At 70.9% G+C, this 14,620-nt stretch carries 13 protein-coding genes; 11 read left to right on the forward strand and 2 right to left on the reverse strand.

What is annotated here, in order from left to right; all coding sequences use genetic code 11:
• Window positions 1–325 precede the first annotated feature (325 nt).
• The 10 genes from LW587_RS19450 (at window position 326) to LW587_RS19495 (ending at window position 10,817) form a co-directional block, all read left to right on the forward strand.
• Window positions 326–1,561: a S8 family peptidase gene (locus LW587_RS19450; protein WP_232631246.1), complete on the forward strand. Its 1,236-nt coding sequence runs from the start codon at window positions 326–328 to the stop codon at window positions 1,559–1,561.
• Between the two features lie 74 nt (window positions 1,562–1,635).
• Window positions 1,636–1,860, forward strand: a complete 225-nt coding sequence (locus LW587_RS19455; protein ID WP_232631247.1) for a hypothetical protein — start codon at window positions 1,636–1,638, stop codon at window positions 1,858–1,860.
• A gap of 161 nt (window positions 1,861–2,021) precedes the next feature.
• On the forward strand, window positions 2,022–2,747 hold the full coding sequence (locus tag LW587_RS19460; RefSeq protein WP_232631248.1) for a TerB family tellurite resistance protein: 726 nt from the start codon (window positions 2,022–2,024) through the stop codon (window positions 2,745–2,747).
• Window positions 2,744–3,508: an N-acetylmuramoyl-L-alanine amidase gene (locus LW587_RS19465; protein ID WP_232631249.1), complete on the forward strand. Its 765-nt coding sequence runs from the start codon at window positions 2,744–2,746 to the stop codon at window positions 3,506–3,508. The genes LW587_RS19460 and LW587_RS19465 overlap by 4 nt, the downstream gene beginning before the upstream one ends.
• A gap of 117 nt (window positions 3,509–3,625) precedes the next feature.
• Window positions 3,626–5,191, forward strand: coding sequence for a cation:proton antiporter (locus LW587_RS19470; protein WP_232631250.1), 1,566 nt, complete (start codon window positions 3,626–3,628; stop codon window positions 5,189–5,191).
• Between the two features lie 257 nt (window positions 5,192–5,448).
• Window positions 5,449–7,518 (forward strand): DUF4139 domain-containing protein, encoded by a 2,070-nt coding sequence (locus LW587_RS19475; protein ID WP_232631251.1) that lies wholly within the window; start codon window positions 5,449–5,451, stop codon window positions 7,516–7,518.
• A 343-nt stretch (window positions 7,519–7,861) separates the two neighbouring features.
• On the forward strand, window positions 7,862–8,317 hold the full coding sequence (locus LW587_RS19480) for a DUF2948 family protein (RefSeq protein WP_232631252.1): 456 nt from the start codon (window positions 7,862–7,864) through the stop codon (window positions 8,315–8,317).
• A 28-nt stretch (window positions 8,318–8,345) separates the two neighbouring features.
• Window positions 8,346–9,641 (forward strand): histidinol dehydrogenase, encoded by a 1,296-nt coding sequence (gene hisD / locus LW587_RS19485; RefSeq protein WP_232631253.1) that lies wholly within the window; start codon window positions 8,346–8,348, stop codon window positions 9,639–9,641.
• An 86-nt stretch (window positions 9,642–9,727) separates the two neighbouring features.
• Window positions 9,728–10,231, forward strand: a complete 504-nt coding sequence (locus tag LW587_RS19490; protein WP_232631254.1) for a UPF0262 family protein — start codon at window positions 9,728–9,730, stop codon at window positions 10,229–10,231.
• A gap of 112 nt (window positions 10,232–10,343) precedes the next feature.
• On the forward strand, window positions 10,344–10,817 hold the full coding sequence (locus tag LW587_RS19495; RefSeq protein ID WP_232631255.1) for an arsenate-mycothiol transferase ArsC: 474 nt from the start codon (window positions 10,344–10,346) through the stop codon (window positions 10,815–10,817).
• Window positions 10,818–10,878: 61 nt separating this feature from the next.
• Here the strand turns inward: LW587_RS19495 and LW587_RS19500 are convergent, their stop codons facing one another.
• Window positions 10,879–11,721 carry a C40 family peptidase gene (locus tag LW587_RS19500; RefSeq protein WP_232631256.1) on the reverse strand — a complete coding sequence of 281 codons (843 nt, stop codon included), beginning with the start codon at window positions 11,719–11,721 and terminating at the stop codon, window positions 10,879–10,881.
• A 263-nt stretch (window positions 11,722–11,984) separates the two neighbouring features.
• On the opposite strand from LW587_RS19500, the gene LW587_RS19505 reads away from it, so the two are divergent.
• The gene (locus LW587_RS19505) at window positions 11,985–12,353 is read left to right on the forward strand and encodes a hypothetical protein (protein ID WP_232631257.1); all 369 of its coding nucleotides are present in this window, start codon (window positions 11,985–11,987) and stop codon (window positions 12,351–12,353) included.
• Between the two features lie 257 nt (window positions 12,354–12,610).
• Here the strand turns inward: LW587_RS19505 and typA are convergent, their stop codons facing one another.
• Window positions 12,611–14,437: a translational GTPase TypA gene (typA, locus tag LW587_RS19510; RefSeq protein ID WP_232631258.1), complete on the reverse strand. Its 1,827-nt coding sequence runs from the start codon at window positions 14,435–14,437 to the stop codon at window positions 12,611–12,613.
• Window positions 14,438–14,620 lie beyond the last annotated feature (183 nt).

Here is a 14,620-nt window from a genome sequence, read left to right on the forward strand (position 1 = left end):
TGGCCGGTGCCGCGATCGGCGGCGCGGGTGGCGCCATCGCCGGCGCCGCCACGGCGCCGCGCTGCCCCTACGGCACCTACCGCGACGAGTACGGCAACGTGTATTGCCGCTGAGCGGACGTTAAGGCGGAGCGGAAAGGGCCTGGGCGGGCAATGCCCCGGCCCTTTCTCGTTCGCGGCCGATGCCGCATCGAATGCCGAGCTTGGCTATTTGGGGCTTGCCGTGGTCGGGCATCCGTGGAATCACTCAAGAAAGCAACTTAAGCGATAGTTCGGGCGACGATCTCTCAAGCGCCGCCTGGGCAGGGTGCGAGGAATGGACGTCGATGGACAGGGTGCTCGTTCGTCTCCCTTCGGTGGCGATGAAGCTGGATCTCCTGCATGGCGCCGTTCTCGAAGATCGAGGTCCCCGTCACGTCAAGCCCGCCTTCTCGCAGCTCGACACAGTGTCGCTGGAACTGGACGACACCGAACGCAAGCGACTGGAAGGGATGGGAGCCCGCGTCTATGATAACGTAGAGTTTAAAATTACCCCCGCTTCTGGATCGCCTGATCCCTCCTCGTCCCGGTGGTCCGCCACGGCCGGCGGCAGCCAGAGCACGCTCTCGCTCGCCGACGTCACCGACCACATCAAGGCGCCGGGGGCCTGGACTGTCACGCGCGGCAAGGGGGCGACGATCGTCGTCGTCGATACCGGCATCGATGCGGGCTTGCGCGAGATCGCGCCCGCCCGCCGCTCTGCCATCGATCTCGACACCACACACAAGGGGCAGCACTGGATCGATTCCGTGGGCCACGGCTCGATGTGTGCCGCGATCGCTGCGGGTGCCCGCCGGCCCGACGGCCGCTACGACGGCGTCGCGCCCGAAGCCACCATCCTGTCGGCGCGCACCACGTTCATGTCGGACGACCTGTTCGAGATCTACGACGAACTCGTCAGGACGCGCGCCCAGGGACTGCTGCCCGGCCCGCTGGTGGTCAGCAATTCCTACGCGCTCTACGTCTGCCACGCCCCGCAAGTGCTGCCGAAGGACCACCCCTTCATCGGCAGCATCCTGGCGCTGATCGAAGCCGGCGCGTTCGTGTGCTTCGCTGCCGGTAACAATCATCACGACGTGCTGTGCAAGCACGACCCGGCGGCCTGCGGACCGAACACGATCTGGGGCCCGAACTCGCACGACCGCGTCGTGAGCATCGGAACGGTCAACCGCGAGGAGACGAACCGCGACCCAAGCACGCCGCACGTCAATTCCAGCCGCGGGCCCGGGGAATGGGCCCAGGATAGGTTGAAGCCGGACTGTGTGGCCCCGACCTACGGCGAGGTTCCCTGGGGCGCGGGCTACCAGACGATGGACTGGTGGGGCACGTCGGGCGCCTGCCCTCAAGTCGCGGGCCTCGCCGCACTCCTTTTTTCGGTCGCCCCGAGGCTGTCTCCGCAAGCTGTGGCCGACATCATCCTCAAGACTTGTGTTCGCTTGCCCGATAGCAGAACCTGCGTCGGGCATGGCATGATCGATTGCGAGGCGGCGCTTCAGGCCGCATTGTCCGCGCCCACGGTCTGAACCATGTCACCTCAGGGAGCATAACGCCCGCATCAGTTGCGGCAGAACCCGATCCTGGTGGAACGACCAGAATCTTGGAGGTTGCCTTGTTGCTGCGCTTCTCGACCCAGGATGATCTCGCCGACTTTCTCGATCGGCTGAAGAGCGAGGCGCCCGATCTCTATGGGCAGGCCAAGCAGTCCCACTCGCAACCCAACGTGCTCAGCGTACGGAACACGAGTGCCGGTGACGCGGCGCGCATCCGCTCGATGGCGCAGCACGCCAAGACCTACGCGGATGTCGAGTTCGGCACGACGTAGCGTGCTCCGGCCTATCTCGGTATAGGCCGCGGCGGGGCAGCGACGCCCCGACATTCGCCGGTACCCGACGTGCAGACGCAATCGAAACGCGCCGCCCGATCCGCCGCGCCTCCTCCCTTGCCGGACGTGGCCGACGATCTGCCGTGCGCCGCGAGTCCCCGATGAGCGCGGGCATCTGGGGCAAGATCGGCGGGGCCGGGCTCGGCGGGCTGGTCGGCGGGCCGATCGGGGCGCTGATCGGGGGTGTGGCCGGCCATTTCCTGGTCGACCGCGAGGGCGCGCCGTTCGGGCCGACGCCCCGGGACGTGGTGTTCACGACGGGCCTCGTCGCCCTCGCCGCCAAGATGGCGAAGTCCGACGGCGTGGTTGCGGAATCCGAGGTTCAGGCCTTCGGCCGGGTCGTGCAGGTCGAGCCCGAGGCCCGCGCGGGCGTCGAGCGGCTGTTCGACCTCGCCAAGGCGACGACCGACGGGTTCGAGGCCTATGCCCGCCAGCTCGCCACCACCTTCGGCGACGAGCCCGCTCTCCTGGAAGACGTGCTCGACGGCCTGTTCCACATCGCCACCGCCGACGGGGCGATCCACGAGGCGGAGGAGCGCTACCTCCAGGCGGTCGCCACGATCTTCGGCCTCGACGCGGCGGCCTTCCGCCGGATCGCGGCGCGCCACCTGCACCTTGCCGACGATCCCTACCTCGTCCTCGGCCTGGACGCGGGCGCGGACGGGGCCACCCTCAAGGCGCAGTATCGGCGCCTGGTGGCCGAGACCCATCCCGACCGGGCGCTCGCCCGCGGCCTCCCCCCCGAGGCGGTGGCAATCGCCACCCGCCGGCTCGCGGCGATCAACGCCGCCTGGGATCAGGTCGCCGCCGAGCGGGGCCTGCGATGAGCTTCCCCCCGGACAGCCCGTGCGTCGACGCGGTCCTGCCCTCGCCCAATCGCGGCCCCCGGATCGGCCCCGGTGCGGGAAGGCAACCCGACCTGCTGATCCTGCACTATACCGGCATGGCCACGGCCGAGGGCGCGCTGGCGCGCCTGCGCGACCCGAGCGCCGAAGTCTCGGCCCATTACTTCGTGTTCGAGGACGGGCGCATCGTCCAGATGGTGGCGGAAGCCGAGCGGGCCTGGCACGCCGGCGCGGCCGCCTGGGCGGGGCTCCGCGACATCAATTCCCGCTCCATCGGCATCGAGATCGCCCATCCGGGCCATCAGGGCGGCCTGCCGCCCTATCCGGAGGCGCAGATCGCGGCCGTGATCGCGCTCTGCCGCGACATCCTCGCCCGCAATCCCGTTCCCGCCTCTCGCGTGCTCGCCCATTCCGACGTGGCGCCCGACCGCAAGGAGGATCCGGGCGAGACCTTTCCCTGGGCCCGCCTCGCCGCCGCCGGCATCGGCCATTGGGTGACGCCGGCCCCGATCCGGGACGGGCGCTTCTTCGCCCAGGGCGATGCGGGTGAGCCGGTGGAGGCGCTTCAGGCGATGTTTGCCCTCTACGGCTACGATCTGGCGGTGACAGGGCGGTTCGACGCGGCGACCCAGGCGGTCGTCACCGCCTTCCAGCGCCACTTCCGGCCCCTGCGGGTCGACGGCGTGGCGGACGCCTCGACCATCACGACCCTGCGCGACCTGATCGCCCGCCGGCCCGACTGACGAGCCTGAACCGGACGACATCCCGAAGGGCCGCCCCGCGCATCGAGGGAGGGCCTGGGCGGCGTTTCGTCGCCGGGCACGAGCGCCGGGCCGGCGCGCCCTATCTGCCGCGCTCTCATGTTCGTGTTCCATTGGATCGTCGGCGTCCTGTTCGGGGCGGTGCTGCTCGCAGCCCTCGCCCGGCGGATCGGTGCGCCTTATCCGGCCCTGCTGGCCCTCGGCGGCGCCGGGCTCGCCTTCGTGCCCGGCGTGCCCAACCTCAGCCTCGACCCGGAACTGGCGCTGGCGCTGTTCCTCGCCCCGGTCCTGATGGATGCGGGCTACGACATCTCGCTGCGGGACATGGCCCGCAACTGGCGCCCCATCGCCGGGCTCGCCCTCGGCGCGGTGCTGGTCACCACCGCCGCCGTCGCCCTGGTCGTGCGCTGGCTCGTGCCGGACATGCCACTCTCCGCCGCGATCGTGCTCGGCGCCGTGGTGGCCCCGCCGGACGCCATCGCCGCACTCTCGGTGCTCGCCCACGTCTCCCTGCCGCACCGGCTCGCCACGATCCTGCGGGGCGAGAGCCTGCTCAACGATGCGGGCTCGCTCCTGATCTACCGCCTCGGGGTCACGGCGGCGGTGACCGGCCACGTCTCGGTCGCGGAGGTGGCGCCGGCCTTCCTGATCGGCGTCGTCGGCAGCCTGATCGCCGGCCCGCTCGCCGCGCTCGTCTACCTGCGCCTCCTGCGCCGGTTCGAGGACACGCCGAGCACCATCGTGGTCCAGTTCGCCGCCGCCTTCGGCCTCTGGATCGCCGCGGAGGCGATCGAACTGTCCGGCGTGCTCACCGTCGTCAGCTTCGCGATCACGGTGGCGCGGCGCGCTCCCGGCCAGACCGCGCCGCGCCAGCGGGTGATCTCCAACGCCGTCTGGGAGACGGCGATCTTCGTGCTCAACGTGCTGGCCTTCGTGCTGATCGGCAACCAGATCGGCCCGATCCTCGACCGGCTGACCCCCGAGCAGGAGCTCTCCTACGCCCTCGTCGCCGGGGCGGTGGTGGCGACCGTCATCCTCGTGCGCATCGCCTGGGTGCTGCCGGCGAGCGCCCTGCGCCGGTGGCGGTTCGAGCATTCGGGGCAGGGCGCGCCCGGGCCCGAATTCGGCCTCGGCGCAGGGTTTGCCGTCTCCTGGTCCGGGATGCGCGGCCTCGTTACCGTCGCCGCGGCGCTCGCCTTGCCGGAGAGCGGTCCGGGCAACGGGGGCTTCCCCTATCGCGACCTGATCGTGCTCACCGCCTTCTGCGTGGTGATCGGGACGCTCGTGCTCCAGGGCCTGACTCTGCGCCCGCTGCTCGCCCGGCTCGGCCTGGAGGACGCCGACCCGGTCGGCCACGAGGTCGGCTGGGCCCGGGCCGAGGCTTACGGCGCCGCGGTCGAGACCCTGAAGGACGATCCCTCGGAAGCGGCGGACGCCCTGCGCCGGGAATTCCACGCCGCCCTCGAACAGGCCCGGGCCCACGGGGAGGGCCTCGCCCCCGAGGGCCTGCCCACCGACGCTCCCCGCCGCCGCGCCGTGCGCGCCGCCCGCGACCGGATCCACGCCCTGCGCCGGAGCGGTCGCATCGGCGACGACGCCTATTTCGTGCTGGAGGAGGAGCTCGACTGGGCCGAACTCAACGCGACGCCCCGGGCGGAGGCGTAGCGTGGGGGTGTTGCTCGGATCATACCGTTTCCGGGTGATCCCTTCGGTCTGGCCTCGCCCGTCATCCCGGGACCGCGCAGCGGAACCCGGGATCCACCCGCGCTGCGACGCGCGAGCATGGCGTCGCGGCCAGCTCGGTCAGCTCGGCGATAATCCCCTCGTCGGCCTGCCCACACGGGCAGCCTGACCGATCCGGCCCTGGCCGGTGATCGTGGCGGCCCTCAGTGGGCGACACCACGCCAAGGGACACAACCTGCGTGGATCACATTGCGGACATCGGTTTGGCCGATGAAGCCCACCCGCATGCGCTCGGCGGTATTGCCGGCCCGTTCCGATCGAGCGAGCGTGAGCCTATCCAAGGGGACCCGCCAATGCCGAACCTCCGCCGATCGACCGCGATCTCGCTGATGGTCATGGTGGTGTCCGGCCCGGCCCTGGCCGAAGGCATCGCGGCCGTGACGCTCCTGTCGGGAGGGCTCGCGGAAGTCCTCACGCGTCATGTGGTGACCGGGGATGACAGCATCCGCATCGTGATCCCGGCCGACCAGATCGACGATCTTCTGAAGAGCCTCGTGGTGCGCGATCCGAACGGCACCGTGCGGGGCTTGCGCCTCGACGGACCGGCACAGGCCGAGGAGACCTTGAAGCGCCTCCCCTTCACGGCGGACGACATCGCCTCTCCGGCGCGCCTCGCAAACGCTCTCCAAGGGATCGGCATCCGGGTCGAATCGGACGGCAAGACGATCGAGGGCGCTTCGCTCGGCGTGTCGGAGCGCGCGGGCAGCCGGGACGAGGGCACGGTGCGCACCCTGTCGGTGATGACGCAGAGCGGCCAGATCGATTCCGTCCGCCTCGTCGAGGGCGCGTCGCTCGCCATCCTCGACCCGTCGATGGTCGCCCGTCTGCGGGAAGCGGCCGGCGCGCTCGGAGCCGCCAAGGCCAGCGGCGCGAGGACCGTCGAGATCGCCGTCGCGGGTGAGGGCGAACGCGAGATCGCACTCTCCTACGTCGTGGCGGCGCCCGTCTGGAAAACGGCCTACCGGATCGTCGGCGACGAGGCCGGCACCGCCCGAATCCAGGCCTGGGCCATCGTCGAGAACGCGACCGGAGCCGACTGGAAGGACGTCGCACTGACCCTGCAGACCGGCGCACCCGTGACGCTGCAGCAGCGCCTTTTTCAGCGCTTCTGGAGAGAGCGCCCGGAGGTCCCGGTCGATGCGGAGGTCGCACGGGTGCCGCAGCTCGATAGCGGCGGCCTGCGGAGCCCTGCGCCGCAGGCCGGCCGCGACCAGGCCCAAGCGTTCCGCGTCTCGGACGGTGGCAGGCTCGACCGCTCGACGGCGCCGGCCGAGGTCGCGCGTCCGGCCGCGCCCGTCGAGACGACCGAGGGCGCCGTCACGGCGAGCTATCGCCTGCCCACGCCCGTCACGCTCGGGGCTGGCGGCACTCTCTCGGTCCCGATCGTCGACGCGGACATGCCGAGCGAGCGGATCTCGCTCTACCGGCCCGGCGACGGACTGCATCCGATCGCCGCCATCTCCCTCAGGAATGCCGGCCAGACGACGCTGCCGCCGGGCATCCTGACGGTCTACGACAAGGCCGCCGGCTACGTCGGCGATGCCCGCCTTCCGGCGACGCCGCCCGGCGAGGAACGGTTCGCGAGTTTCGCGACCGATCGAAAGGTGCAGGTTCGCGCGGAGCGGAAGCCGGAGGAGCGTGTCGCCAGCATCAAGGTCGTGGATGGCGTCGCCCGGGTTTCGAGCGTGTCGCGCCAGATCACGACCTATACGGTCCAGGGGGCGTCCGACGGCGCCCGTGTCGTCATCATCGAGCAGCCGCGTGCGGCCGGCTGGACCCTCGCATCCTCCGCCTCCATCGGCGAGACCGCCACGGCCCATCGCCTCAGGGTGACGCTGGCGGCCGGACAAACCAAGGACATCGTCGCGATCGGGGAGCTCTCGCGACTCAACGCATTTCAGCTTGCCGACGCTGACGAGTCACAGCTCCTGCGATGGGCCATGGGCCCGGCCGATGCCAGGACGGCGGAGAAGCTGAAGGGGATCGCCGCGATCCGGACCAGCGTCGCCGCCGCCGAAGCGGAGATCAAAGCGGCCGAGGAGAAGCTCACACTCCTGAAATCGGACCAGGAGCGTATCCGCGCGAATATGGAGGCGGCGCCGCGCGAAAGCGGCTTCGGCAAGAGGCTGCTCGCACAACTCGAGGCATCCGAGGCTCAAATCGCGTCCGCCAGCGGAGGCCGGGAGAAAGCGGCTGAGCGGCGCGACAGCTTGCGGATGCAGATCAGGACCGCCATCGCTGATTTCTAGCAGGTCGCTTCGCGGTCGGTCCGCTGATGGGGGCGATCCGAGTCTGAGGCCGGCGACCTCGATCCGCGACGCCCCAAGCCGGGCGAGCCGGCGTTCTCACACGGCCCCGGTCGCAAGCGGTCCCGCGTCGGGACAAGCTGATCAGGCTTCGAGCCGAGCGGAACACGAGCGCAGGAAGACGCGTCGCCCCGGGAAGCCGCCGGCGCTCGCGGCCGGCGCAGGAAGCCGGCGGCCGGCCTCAAGCCTCGCCCTCCATCCGCCCGGTTGCCGCGGGCGGGTCGCCTCGCTACCTACGCCGGAACGTCCCTGCCATCGGCGCCCCGCGGGGGCCTGGAGCGAAACGATGGAGCTTCTGAAGCTCGCCGCCCTCGATGCCGAGGACCTCGCCGTGATCTCCGCCCACCTTCAGGACGCGGTCCTGCGGACGGGCGACCTCGCATGGCTGCCGGCCGAGCATCGCTTCGTGCTGGTCGTGCGCCGCTACGACTGGTCGGTCGCCCCCGGCGAGCCGCCGCGCCGGCGGCTGGCGGGGGTGCATTTCGACCGCGTCAACGGCGTGAAGACCCGGAGCATCACCCCGGGCGCGGCCTCGGACGAGACCCTGAGCCTCCTCGCCGTCACCTTCGAGGAGACCGAGGCGCCCTCGGGCGTCGCGACGCTCGTCTTCTCCGGCGGCGGCGCCATCCGCCTCGACCTCGAATGCGTCGAGGTCCGCCTGAAGGATCTCGGCCCCATCTGGGAGGCCGACGGCACCCCCGACCACGAGGCCGTGCGCCCCCTCGTCGAGACCCGCCCGTGATCCCGACCCTCCCGACCGGTTCCGCCCGATGATCCGCCTCGACAGCCGCTCCCCCGATTTCCCGGAGGCGTTCCGGCGCCTGCTCGGCCTGAAGCGCGAGATCGCCGAGGATGTCGACGAGACCGTGCGGGGCATCATCGCCGGCGTCGTCCAGGGCGGCGACGCCGCGCTCGTCGACTACACCCGCCGCTTCGACCGGCTCGGCCAGGATTTCTCGGAAGCCTCCCTGCGCATCACCGCGGAGGAGGTCGAGGCCGCCGTCGCCGCCTGCCCGGCGGAGGCGCGGGCGGCGCTCGCCCTCGCCGCCGAGCGGATCGAGGCCTTCCACCGCCGCCAGATCCCGGAGGATCACCTCGCCACCGACGATCTCGGCGTCACCGCGGGCTGGCGCTGGACCGCCCTCGAATCGGTCGGGCTCTACGTCCCCGGCGGCACCGCGAGCTACCCGTCCTCGGTGCTGATGAACGCGGTGCCGGCCCGCGTCGCGGGCGTGCCGCGCATCGTCATGGTGGTGCCGACGCCGGAGGGCCAGCTCAACCCGCTGGTGCTCGCCGCCGCCCACCTGTCGGGCGTCACCGAGATCTATCGCGTCGGCGGGGCGCAGGCCGTGGCCGCGCTCGCCTACGGCACCGAGACGATCGCGCCGGTGGCCAAGATCGTCGGCCCCGGCAATGCCTGGGTCGCGGCGGCGAAGCGCCGGGTGTTCGGGCAGGTCGGGATCGACATGATCGCCGGCCCCTCCGAGGTGCTGATCCTCGCCGACCGCCACGCGAACCCGGACTGGATCGCCGCCGACCTGCTCGCCCAGGCCGAGCACGACGAGGCCGCCCAGGCCGTGCTCATCACCGATTCCGACGCTCTCGCCGAGGCCACCGAGCAGGCGGTCGAGCGGGCGCTCGCCACCCTGCCGCGGGCCGCCATCGCCCGCGCCAGCTGGCGCGACTACGGCGCCATCATCCGCGTGACGGATTTCGACGCGGCGGTGCCGCTGGTCGACGCCATCGCGCCGGAGCATCTCGAGATCGAGACCGAGGAGGCCGAGGCGCTCTCGCGAAAGATCCGCAATGCCGGGGCGATCTTCCTCGGCGCGCACACGCCGGAGGCCATCGGCGATTATATCGGGGGGCCCAACCACGTGCTGCCCACCGCCCGCTCGGCCCGGTTCTCCTCGGGCCTCGGCGTGCTCGACTTCATGAAGCGCACCACGATCCTGCGCTGCGACGCACAGGCGCTGCGGGCGCTCGGCCCCGCCGCCATCGCGCTCGGCAAGTCCGAAGGCCTCGACGGGCATGCCCGCTCGGTGGCGATCCGGCTCAATCTTTAAACGCTTGCCTGAGAAGCTGGCTTTCGGCTCATGTGGCGGCAACGGGCGACCGAGGATTCGGCGCCGAGACGAAGAAGGCGGCGGCGATGACGGCCGAAGCGGGTCAGGGGGCGGGGGAGAAGCCGAGGAATCGGCTCGCTTCGGTGCGCCTGGACGAGGGCTCGATCGGGCGCGGCAATCCCGACCAGGAGCATGAGCGCGCCATCGCGATCTACGACATCCTGGAGGACAATTCCTTCACGATCCCGGATCGCGACGACGGGCCCTACGCGCTGCTGCTCGGCCTCGTCGAGAACAAGCTCTCCTTCGCGATCTCGACCGCGTCCGGCGAGCCGGTGATGACCCACCTGCTCTCCCTCACGCCGTTCCGGCGGGTCATCCGCGACTACGAGATGATCTGCGAAAGCTATTACAGCGCGATCCGCACCGCCTCGCCGAGCCAGATCGAGGCGATCGACATGGGCCGGCGCGGCCTGCACAACGAGGCCTCCGAGCTGCTGCGCCAGCGCCTCGAGGGCAAGGTCGACCTCGACCACGACACCGCCCGGCGCCTGTTCACCCTGGTCTTCGCCCTGCACTGGAAGGGATGATCCGCCCCCGGCATCGCCTTGCGCCGAACGCCCCAGGGCGACCGTGGCGCTTTCGGCGCGCACGGGGCCGCCCTATGAGGGTGAACCCGAGACGGTCTGCGTAAGGCGGGGCATGGCGGACGACGCGATCCCGGGGAGCGGGCCGAAGAAGCGGCGGGTGCAGTCCGTCCTGTTCATGTGCAATTTCAACGCGGTGCGCTCCCTCGCGGCGGAGGCGATCGCGCGCCACTATTTCGGCAAGTCGACCTATGTGCAGTCGGCGGGCGTGCGCTCGGGCGAGCCGAGCGACCCGTTCATGGTCGCGGCGCTCGACGAGATCGGCATCGACGCCTCGCGCCACAAGCCCCGCACGGTGGAGCAGCTGGAGGATTGGGAGGGGCTGAACTTCGACCTGATCATCACCCTCTCGCCGGAGGCCCATCACCGCGCCCTGGAGCTGACCCATACCCTGGCCGCGGACGTGGAATACTGGCCGACGCCGGACCCGACGCTCCACCAGGAGGGCACCCGCGACCAGCGCCTCGACGGCTACCGCGACGTCCGCGACGGGCTGACCTACCGGATCAAGGCGCGGCTGAAAGGCTAGAGACGCGTCCCGAGAGGGGACGGCCGGCGCTCCGAAAAAAAGCGCTCCGCCGGACGCCGGGTCAGAGCCGCCGAATCGAGGTGACGGCTCCGAAACTCTTCTCGGCGATCCGCGCGACGGCGCCTGCCAGCGGCTCGATCGCGACGCTCATGTGGTGGCCGTTGGCGTGGATCAGCCGGCTCGCGTCGAGCATCATCCCGACATGGCCCTTCCAGAACACGAGATCGCCGCGCCGCAGGCCGTCGAGGCCAGGAGGGAGCGCGGTGCCGAGCGCGCCCTCCTGCTGGTCGGCGTCGCGCAGGCAAAGCAGGCCGGCGCTCTCCAGACAGAGTTGGACGAGGCCGGAGCAGTCGAGGCCGAGGCTGGTGCGCCCGCCCCAGAGATAGGGCGTGCCGACGAGCCGCTCCGCCGTGGCCGCGACATCCGGCGCGGTCTGCGCGAGGGGGACGGCGTGGCCGGCGAAGACGTAGCCGCCGCCCGCGAGCCGCCAATACTCGCCCTCGCGGTCGTCCACCGCGACGGCGGCGCCGAGGCTCAGATGGGCCGTGTGCGGGCGCTTCAGGTCGGGGGCGGGATAGACGAAGGTGCGCAGGGCCGCGACCCGGTGGGTCGGGGCCGGATCGGCCGGGCCGAGGGCGGCCTCCGGCAGGTACCCGACATAGCCGTCCCGGACGATCTGGACGAAGGCGAAGCCGTCGCGGACCTCGTAGACGGTGACGGCATCGCCCCGCACGGCCTCGGTCTCGAGCCCGGCCAGCGGCTCCGGCCGGCGGCGCAGGGGCGCGGAGGGGGCGACCACCCGGGCGGGCCGGCCCTCGACGAAGCGCGCCGCCGCCACCTGCCCACGCAGGCGGTGATCGGCGAGGTCGGGCCGGGCGGGGGTCAGGCGGGGGTCGAGCGGCATCGTTCCGGTTGAACCGAAGATCGGGGCGGGAATCCGGCGCCGGCCCCGGTCATCCGTCCATGGGCGAGGGTGCGGCATTTTGTCCGGGATTCGCCTTGGCTGGGGCCCGCCCTGTCGATTCCGCTGGCCCGGACTGGGGTTCGGCGCGCATCCTGCTTGCGCAGGAGCGGGAGCAACCGCCGGATCAGCCATGCGGCCGACGGTCCGTCACGCCCGAGTTTGATGCACTGCACAAACCGAGCGGACCGTCCTAAGATCGGTGCATGAAGACCGCGAGTCGTGCCGTGAAGAAGACGCCCAAGAGCTTCCAGGACCTGCCTCCGATCCGGGTGCGGCGCGAGCCGCCGACGGTGGCCGAGGCGGTCGCTGCCGCCCAGGATCTCGCCGACGATGTCGAGCAGCAGGTCGAGATCGCGGCCGGGCTGATCGGCCTGGCCCTCGAGGAGGTGCGCCCGCATGTCCTCGCGGCCGCCAAGGCCGCCGCGACCCGCTCGCACCGGGCGCCGGAGCAGCGCATCCTCGCGCCCACGAGCCCCAACCGGGCTCCGCCCCGGGCGGTGATCGTGGAGCGCCGCAGCCGCCCGACCGTCGTGGTCGAGCGCCGCATCCGCCCGCTCGGCCCGCAGCGCTGAGGGCGTCCCGACAGCATCGGGCCTCCGCCTCGGGCGGGATTCCGGTGCGGGATCGGGAGATCCGCGTCGAATCCCCATTCCGGTTTGCGAAGACGGCGCGGGGCCTCGACCCTGGCGACCGCCTGGACGTCTCGTAGGCGATCTGAACGCGGGTCGCGTCGAAGGGGGTTGTCGGGGGAAGGCCGTCGTCGGGGACGGCCGCCTGGACCGGCACCCTGCGGTCATCCCGCGAGGCGCCGGAGCCCTCCGGTCTCGGCTCAGGCCGAGAGCGAGTCCTTCGCCCGCTCGGCGCGCTTGCGGTCGTTGGGGTCGAGCACCGCCTTGCGCAGGCGGATCGACTTCGGCGTGACTTCCATCAGCTCGTCGTCCTGAATCCAGGCCAGCGACTTCTCCAGCGTCATCCGGATCGGCGGCGTCAGGCGCACGGCCTCGTCCTTCGAGGTGGTGCGGATGTTGGTGAGCTTCTTGCCCTTGAGCACGTTCACCTCGAGGTCGTTCTCGCGGTTGTGCTCGCCGACGATCATGCCCTGGTAGACCTTGGCGCCGGGCTCGATCATCATCGGGCCGCGGTCTTCGAGGTTCCACATGGCGTAGGCCACCGCCTCGCCCTTGTCGTTGGAGATCAGCACGCCGTTGCGGCGGCCGGCGATCTCGCCCTTGTAGGCCTCGTAGGCCTTGAACAGCCGGTTCATGATCGCGGTGCCGCGGGTGTCGGTCATCAGCTCGCCCTGGTAGCCGATGAGGCCGCGGGTCGGAGCGTGGAAGACGAGCCGGAGGCGGTTGCCGCCCGAGGGCCGCATCTCGATCATCTCGGCCTTGCGCTCGGACATCTTCTGCACGACGACGCCCGAATACTCCTCGTCGACGTCGATCACGACTTCCTCGACCGGCTCCAGGACCTCTCCGTCCTCGCCCTTCTCCAGGACGACGCGCGGCCGGGACACGGCGATCTCGAAGCCCTCGCGGCGCATGGTCTCGATCAGGATCGAGAGCTGCAGCTCGCCGCGGCCGGACACGTAGAACGAATCCTTGTCGGCGGCTTCCTCGATCTTGAGCGTGACGTTGCCCTCGGCCTCCTTGAACAGGCGGTCGCGGATCATGCGGCTCGTGACCTTGTCGCCCTCGGTGCCGGCGAGCGGCGAATCGTTGACGATGAAGGACATGGTGACGGTCGGCGGGTCGATCGGCTGGGCCTGGATCGGCTCGTTGACGGCCGGATCGCAGAAGGTGTCCGCCACGGTGCCCTTGAGCAGGCCGGCGATGGAGACGATGTCGCCCGCCTCACCCACCTCGATCGGCGCGCGCTCCAGCCCGCGGAAGGCCAGGATCTTCGAGACGCGGCCGGTCTCCACGACCTTGCCGTCGCGCGAGAGCACCTTGATCGACTGGTTGGGCTTCACCGTGCCGGACGCGATGCGGCCGGTGATGATGCGGCCGAGGAACGGGTTGGCCTCCAGCAGCGTGCCGAGCATACGGAACGGCCCGTCCTCGGTGCGCGCCGGCGGCACATGCTGCAGCACCAGCTCGAAGAGCGGCGCGAGACCCTCGGACTGATCGCCCTCCGGCGTGGTGTTCATCCAGCCGGAGCGGCCGGACCCGTAGAGGATCGGGAAGTCGAGCTGCTCGTCGGTGGCGTCGAGGGCCGCGAACAGGTCGAACACCTCGTTCACGACCTCGTTGATGCGCGCATCCGGCCGGTCGACCTTGTTGATCGCCACGATCGGGCGAAGGCCGATCTTCAACGCCTTGCCGACCACGAACTTGGTCTGCGGCATCGGTCCCTCGGCGGCGTCGACCAGCACGATCACGCCGTCGACCATCGAGAGGATGCGCTCGACCTCGCCGCCGAAATCGGCGTGGCCGGGGGTGTCGACGATGTTGACCCGGGTGTCCTTCCAGACGACCGAGGTCGCCTTGGCCAGGATGGTGATGCCGCGCTCCTTCTCGAGGTCGTTCGAGTCCATCGCCCGCTCCTCGACCCGCTGGTTTTCGCGGAAGGTGCCCGACTGCTGGAGCAGTTTGTCGACCAGCGTCGTCTTGCCGTGGTCGACGTGGGCGATGATGGCGATGTTGCGCAGCTTCATCGGGGGTCTCGAAAGCGGAAGGGGCCCGGCCATAACGGCGGCCTGTCGCGGGCCGTGTTCGACGGTCGTGACGCCAGGATACGAATCGGGCGGTATCGCGTCGCAATATAAGCTGGGGGCCGATCCGGCAAGGGCGTGTCACGCGGGGTGGGTCTTCCCGGTTATGTCCGAGGGGACCGGGGA

It is taken from the genome of Methylobacterium sp. Leaf118 (assembly GCF_920984675.1).
Taxonomy (GTDB): Bacteria; Pseudomonadota; Alphaproteobacteria; order Rhizobiales; family Beijerinckiaceae; genus Methylobacterium.

Coding starts and splice junctions, on each gene's coding strand:
- LW587_RS19450 (WP_232631246.1), top strand. CDS start 326: ATGGACAGGGTGCTCGTTCGTCTCCCTTCGGTGGCGATGAAGCTGGAT.
- LW587_RS19460 (WP_232631248.1), top strand. CDS start 2,022: ATGAGCGCGGGCATCTGGGGCAAGATCGGCGGGGCCGGGCTCGGCGGG.
- LW587_RS19465 (WP_232631249.1), top strand. CDS start 2,744: ATGAGCTTCCCCCCGGACAGCCCGTGCGTCGACGCGGTCCTGCCCTCG.
- LW587_RS19470 (WP_232631250.1), top strand. CDS start 3,626: ATGTTCGTGTTCCATTGGATCGTCGGCGTCCTGTTCGGGGCGGTGCTG.
- LW587_RS19480 (WP_232631252.1), top strand. CDS start 7,862: ATGGAGCTTCTGAAGCTCGCCGCCCTCGATGCCGAGGACCTCGCCGTG.
- hisD (WP_232631253.1), top strand. CDS start 8,346: ATGATCCGCCTCGACAGCCGCTCCCCCGATTTCCCGGAGGCGTTCCGG.
- LW587_RS19490 (WP_232631254.1), top strand. CDS start 9,728: ATGACGGCCGAAGCGGGTCAGGGGGCGGGGGAGAAGCCGAGGAATCGG.
- LW587_RS19495 (WP_232631255.1), top strand. CDS start 10,344: ATGGCGGACGACGCGATCCCGGGGAGCGGGCCGAAGAAGCGGCGGGTG.
- LW587_RS19500 (WP_232631256.1), bottom strand. CDS start 11,721: ATGCCGCTCGACCCCCGCCTGACCCCCGCCCGGCCCGACCTCGCCGAT.
- LW587_RS19505 (WP_232631257.1), top strand. CDS start 11,985: ATGAAGACCGCGAGTCGTGCCGTGAAGAAGACGCCCAAGAGCTTCCAG.
- typA (WP_232631258.1), bottom strand. CDS start 14,437: ATGAAGCTGCGCAACATCGCCATCATCGCCCACGTCGACCACGGCAAG.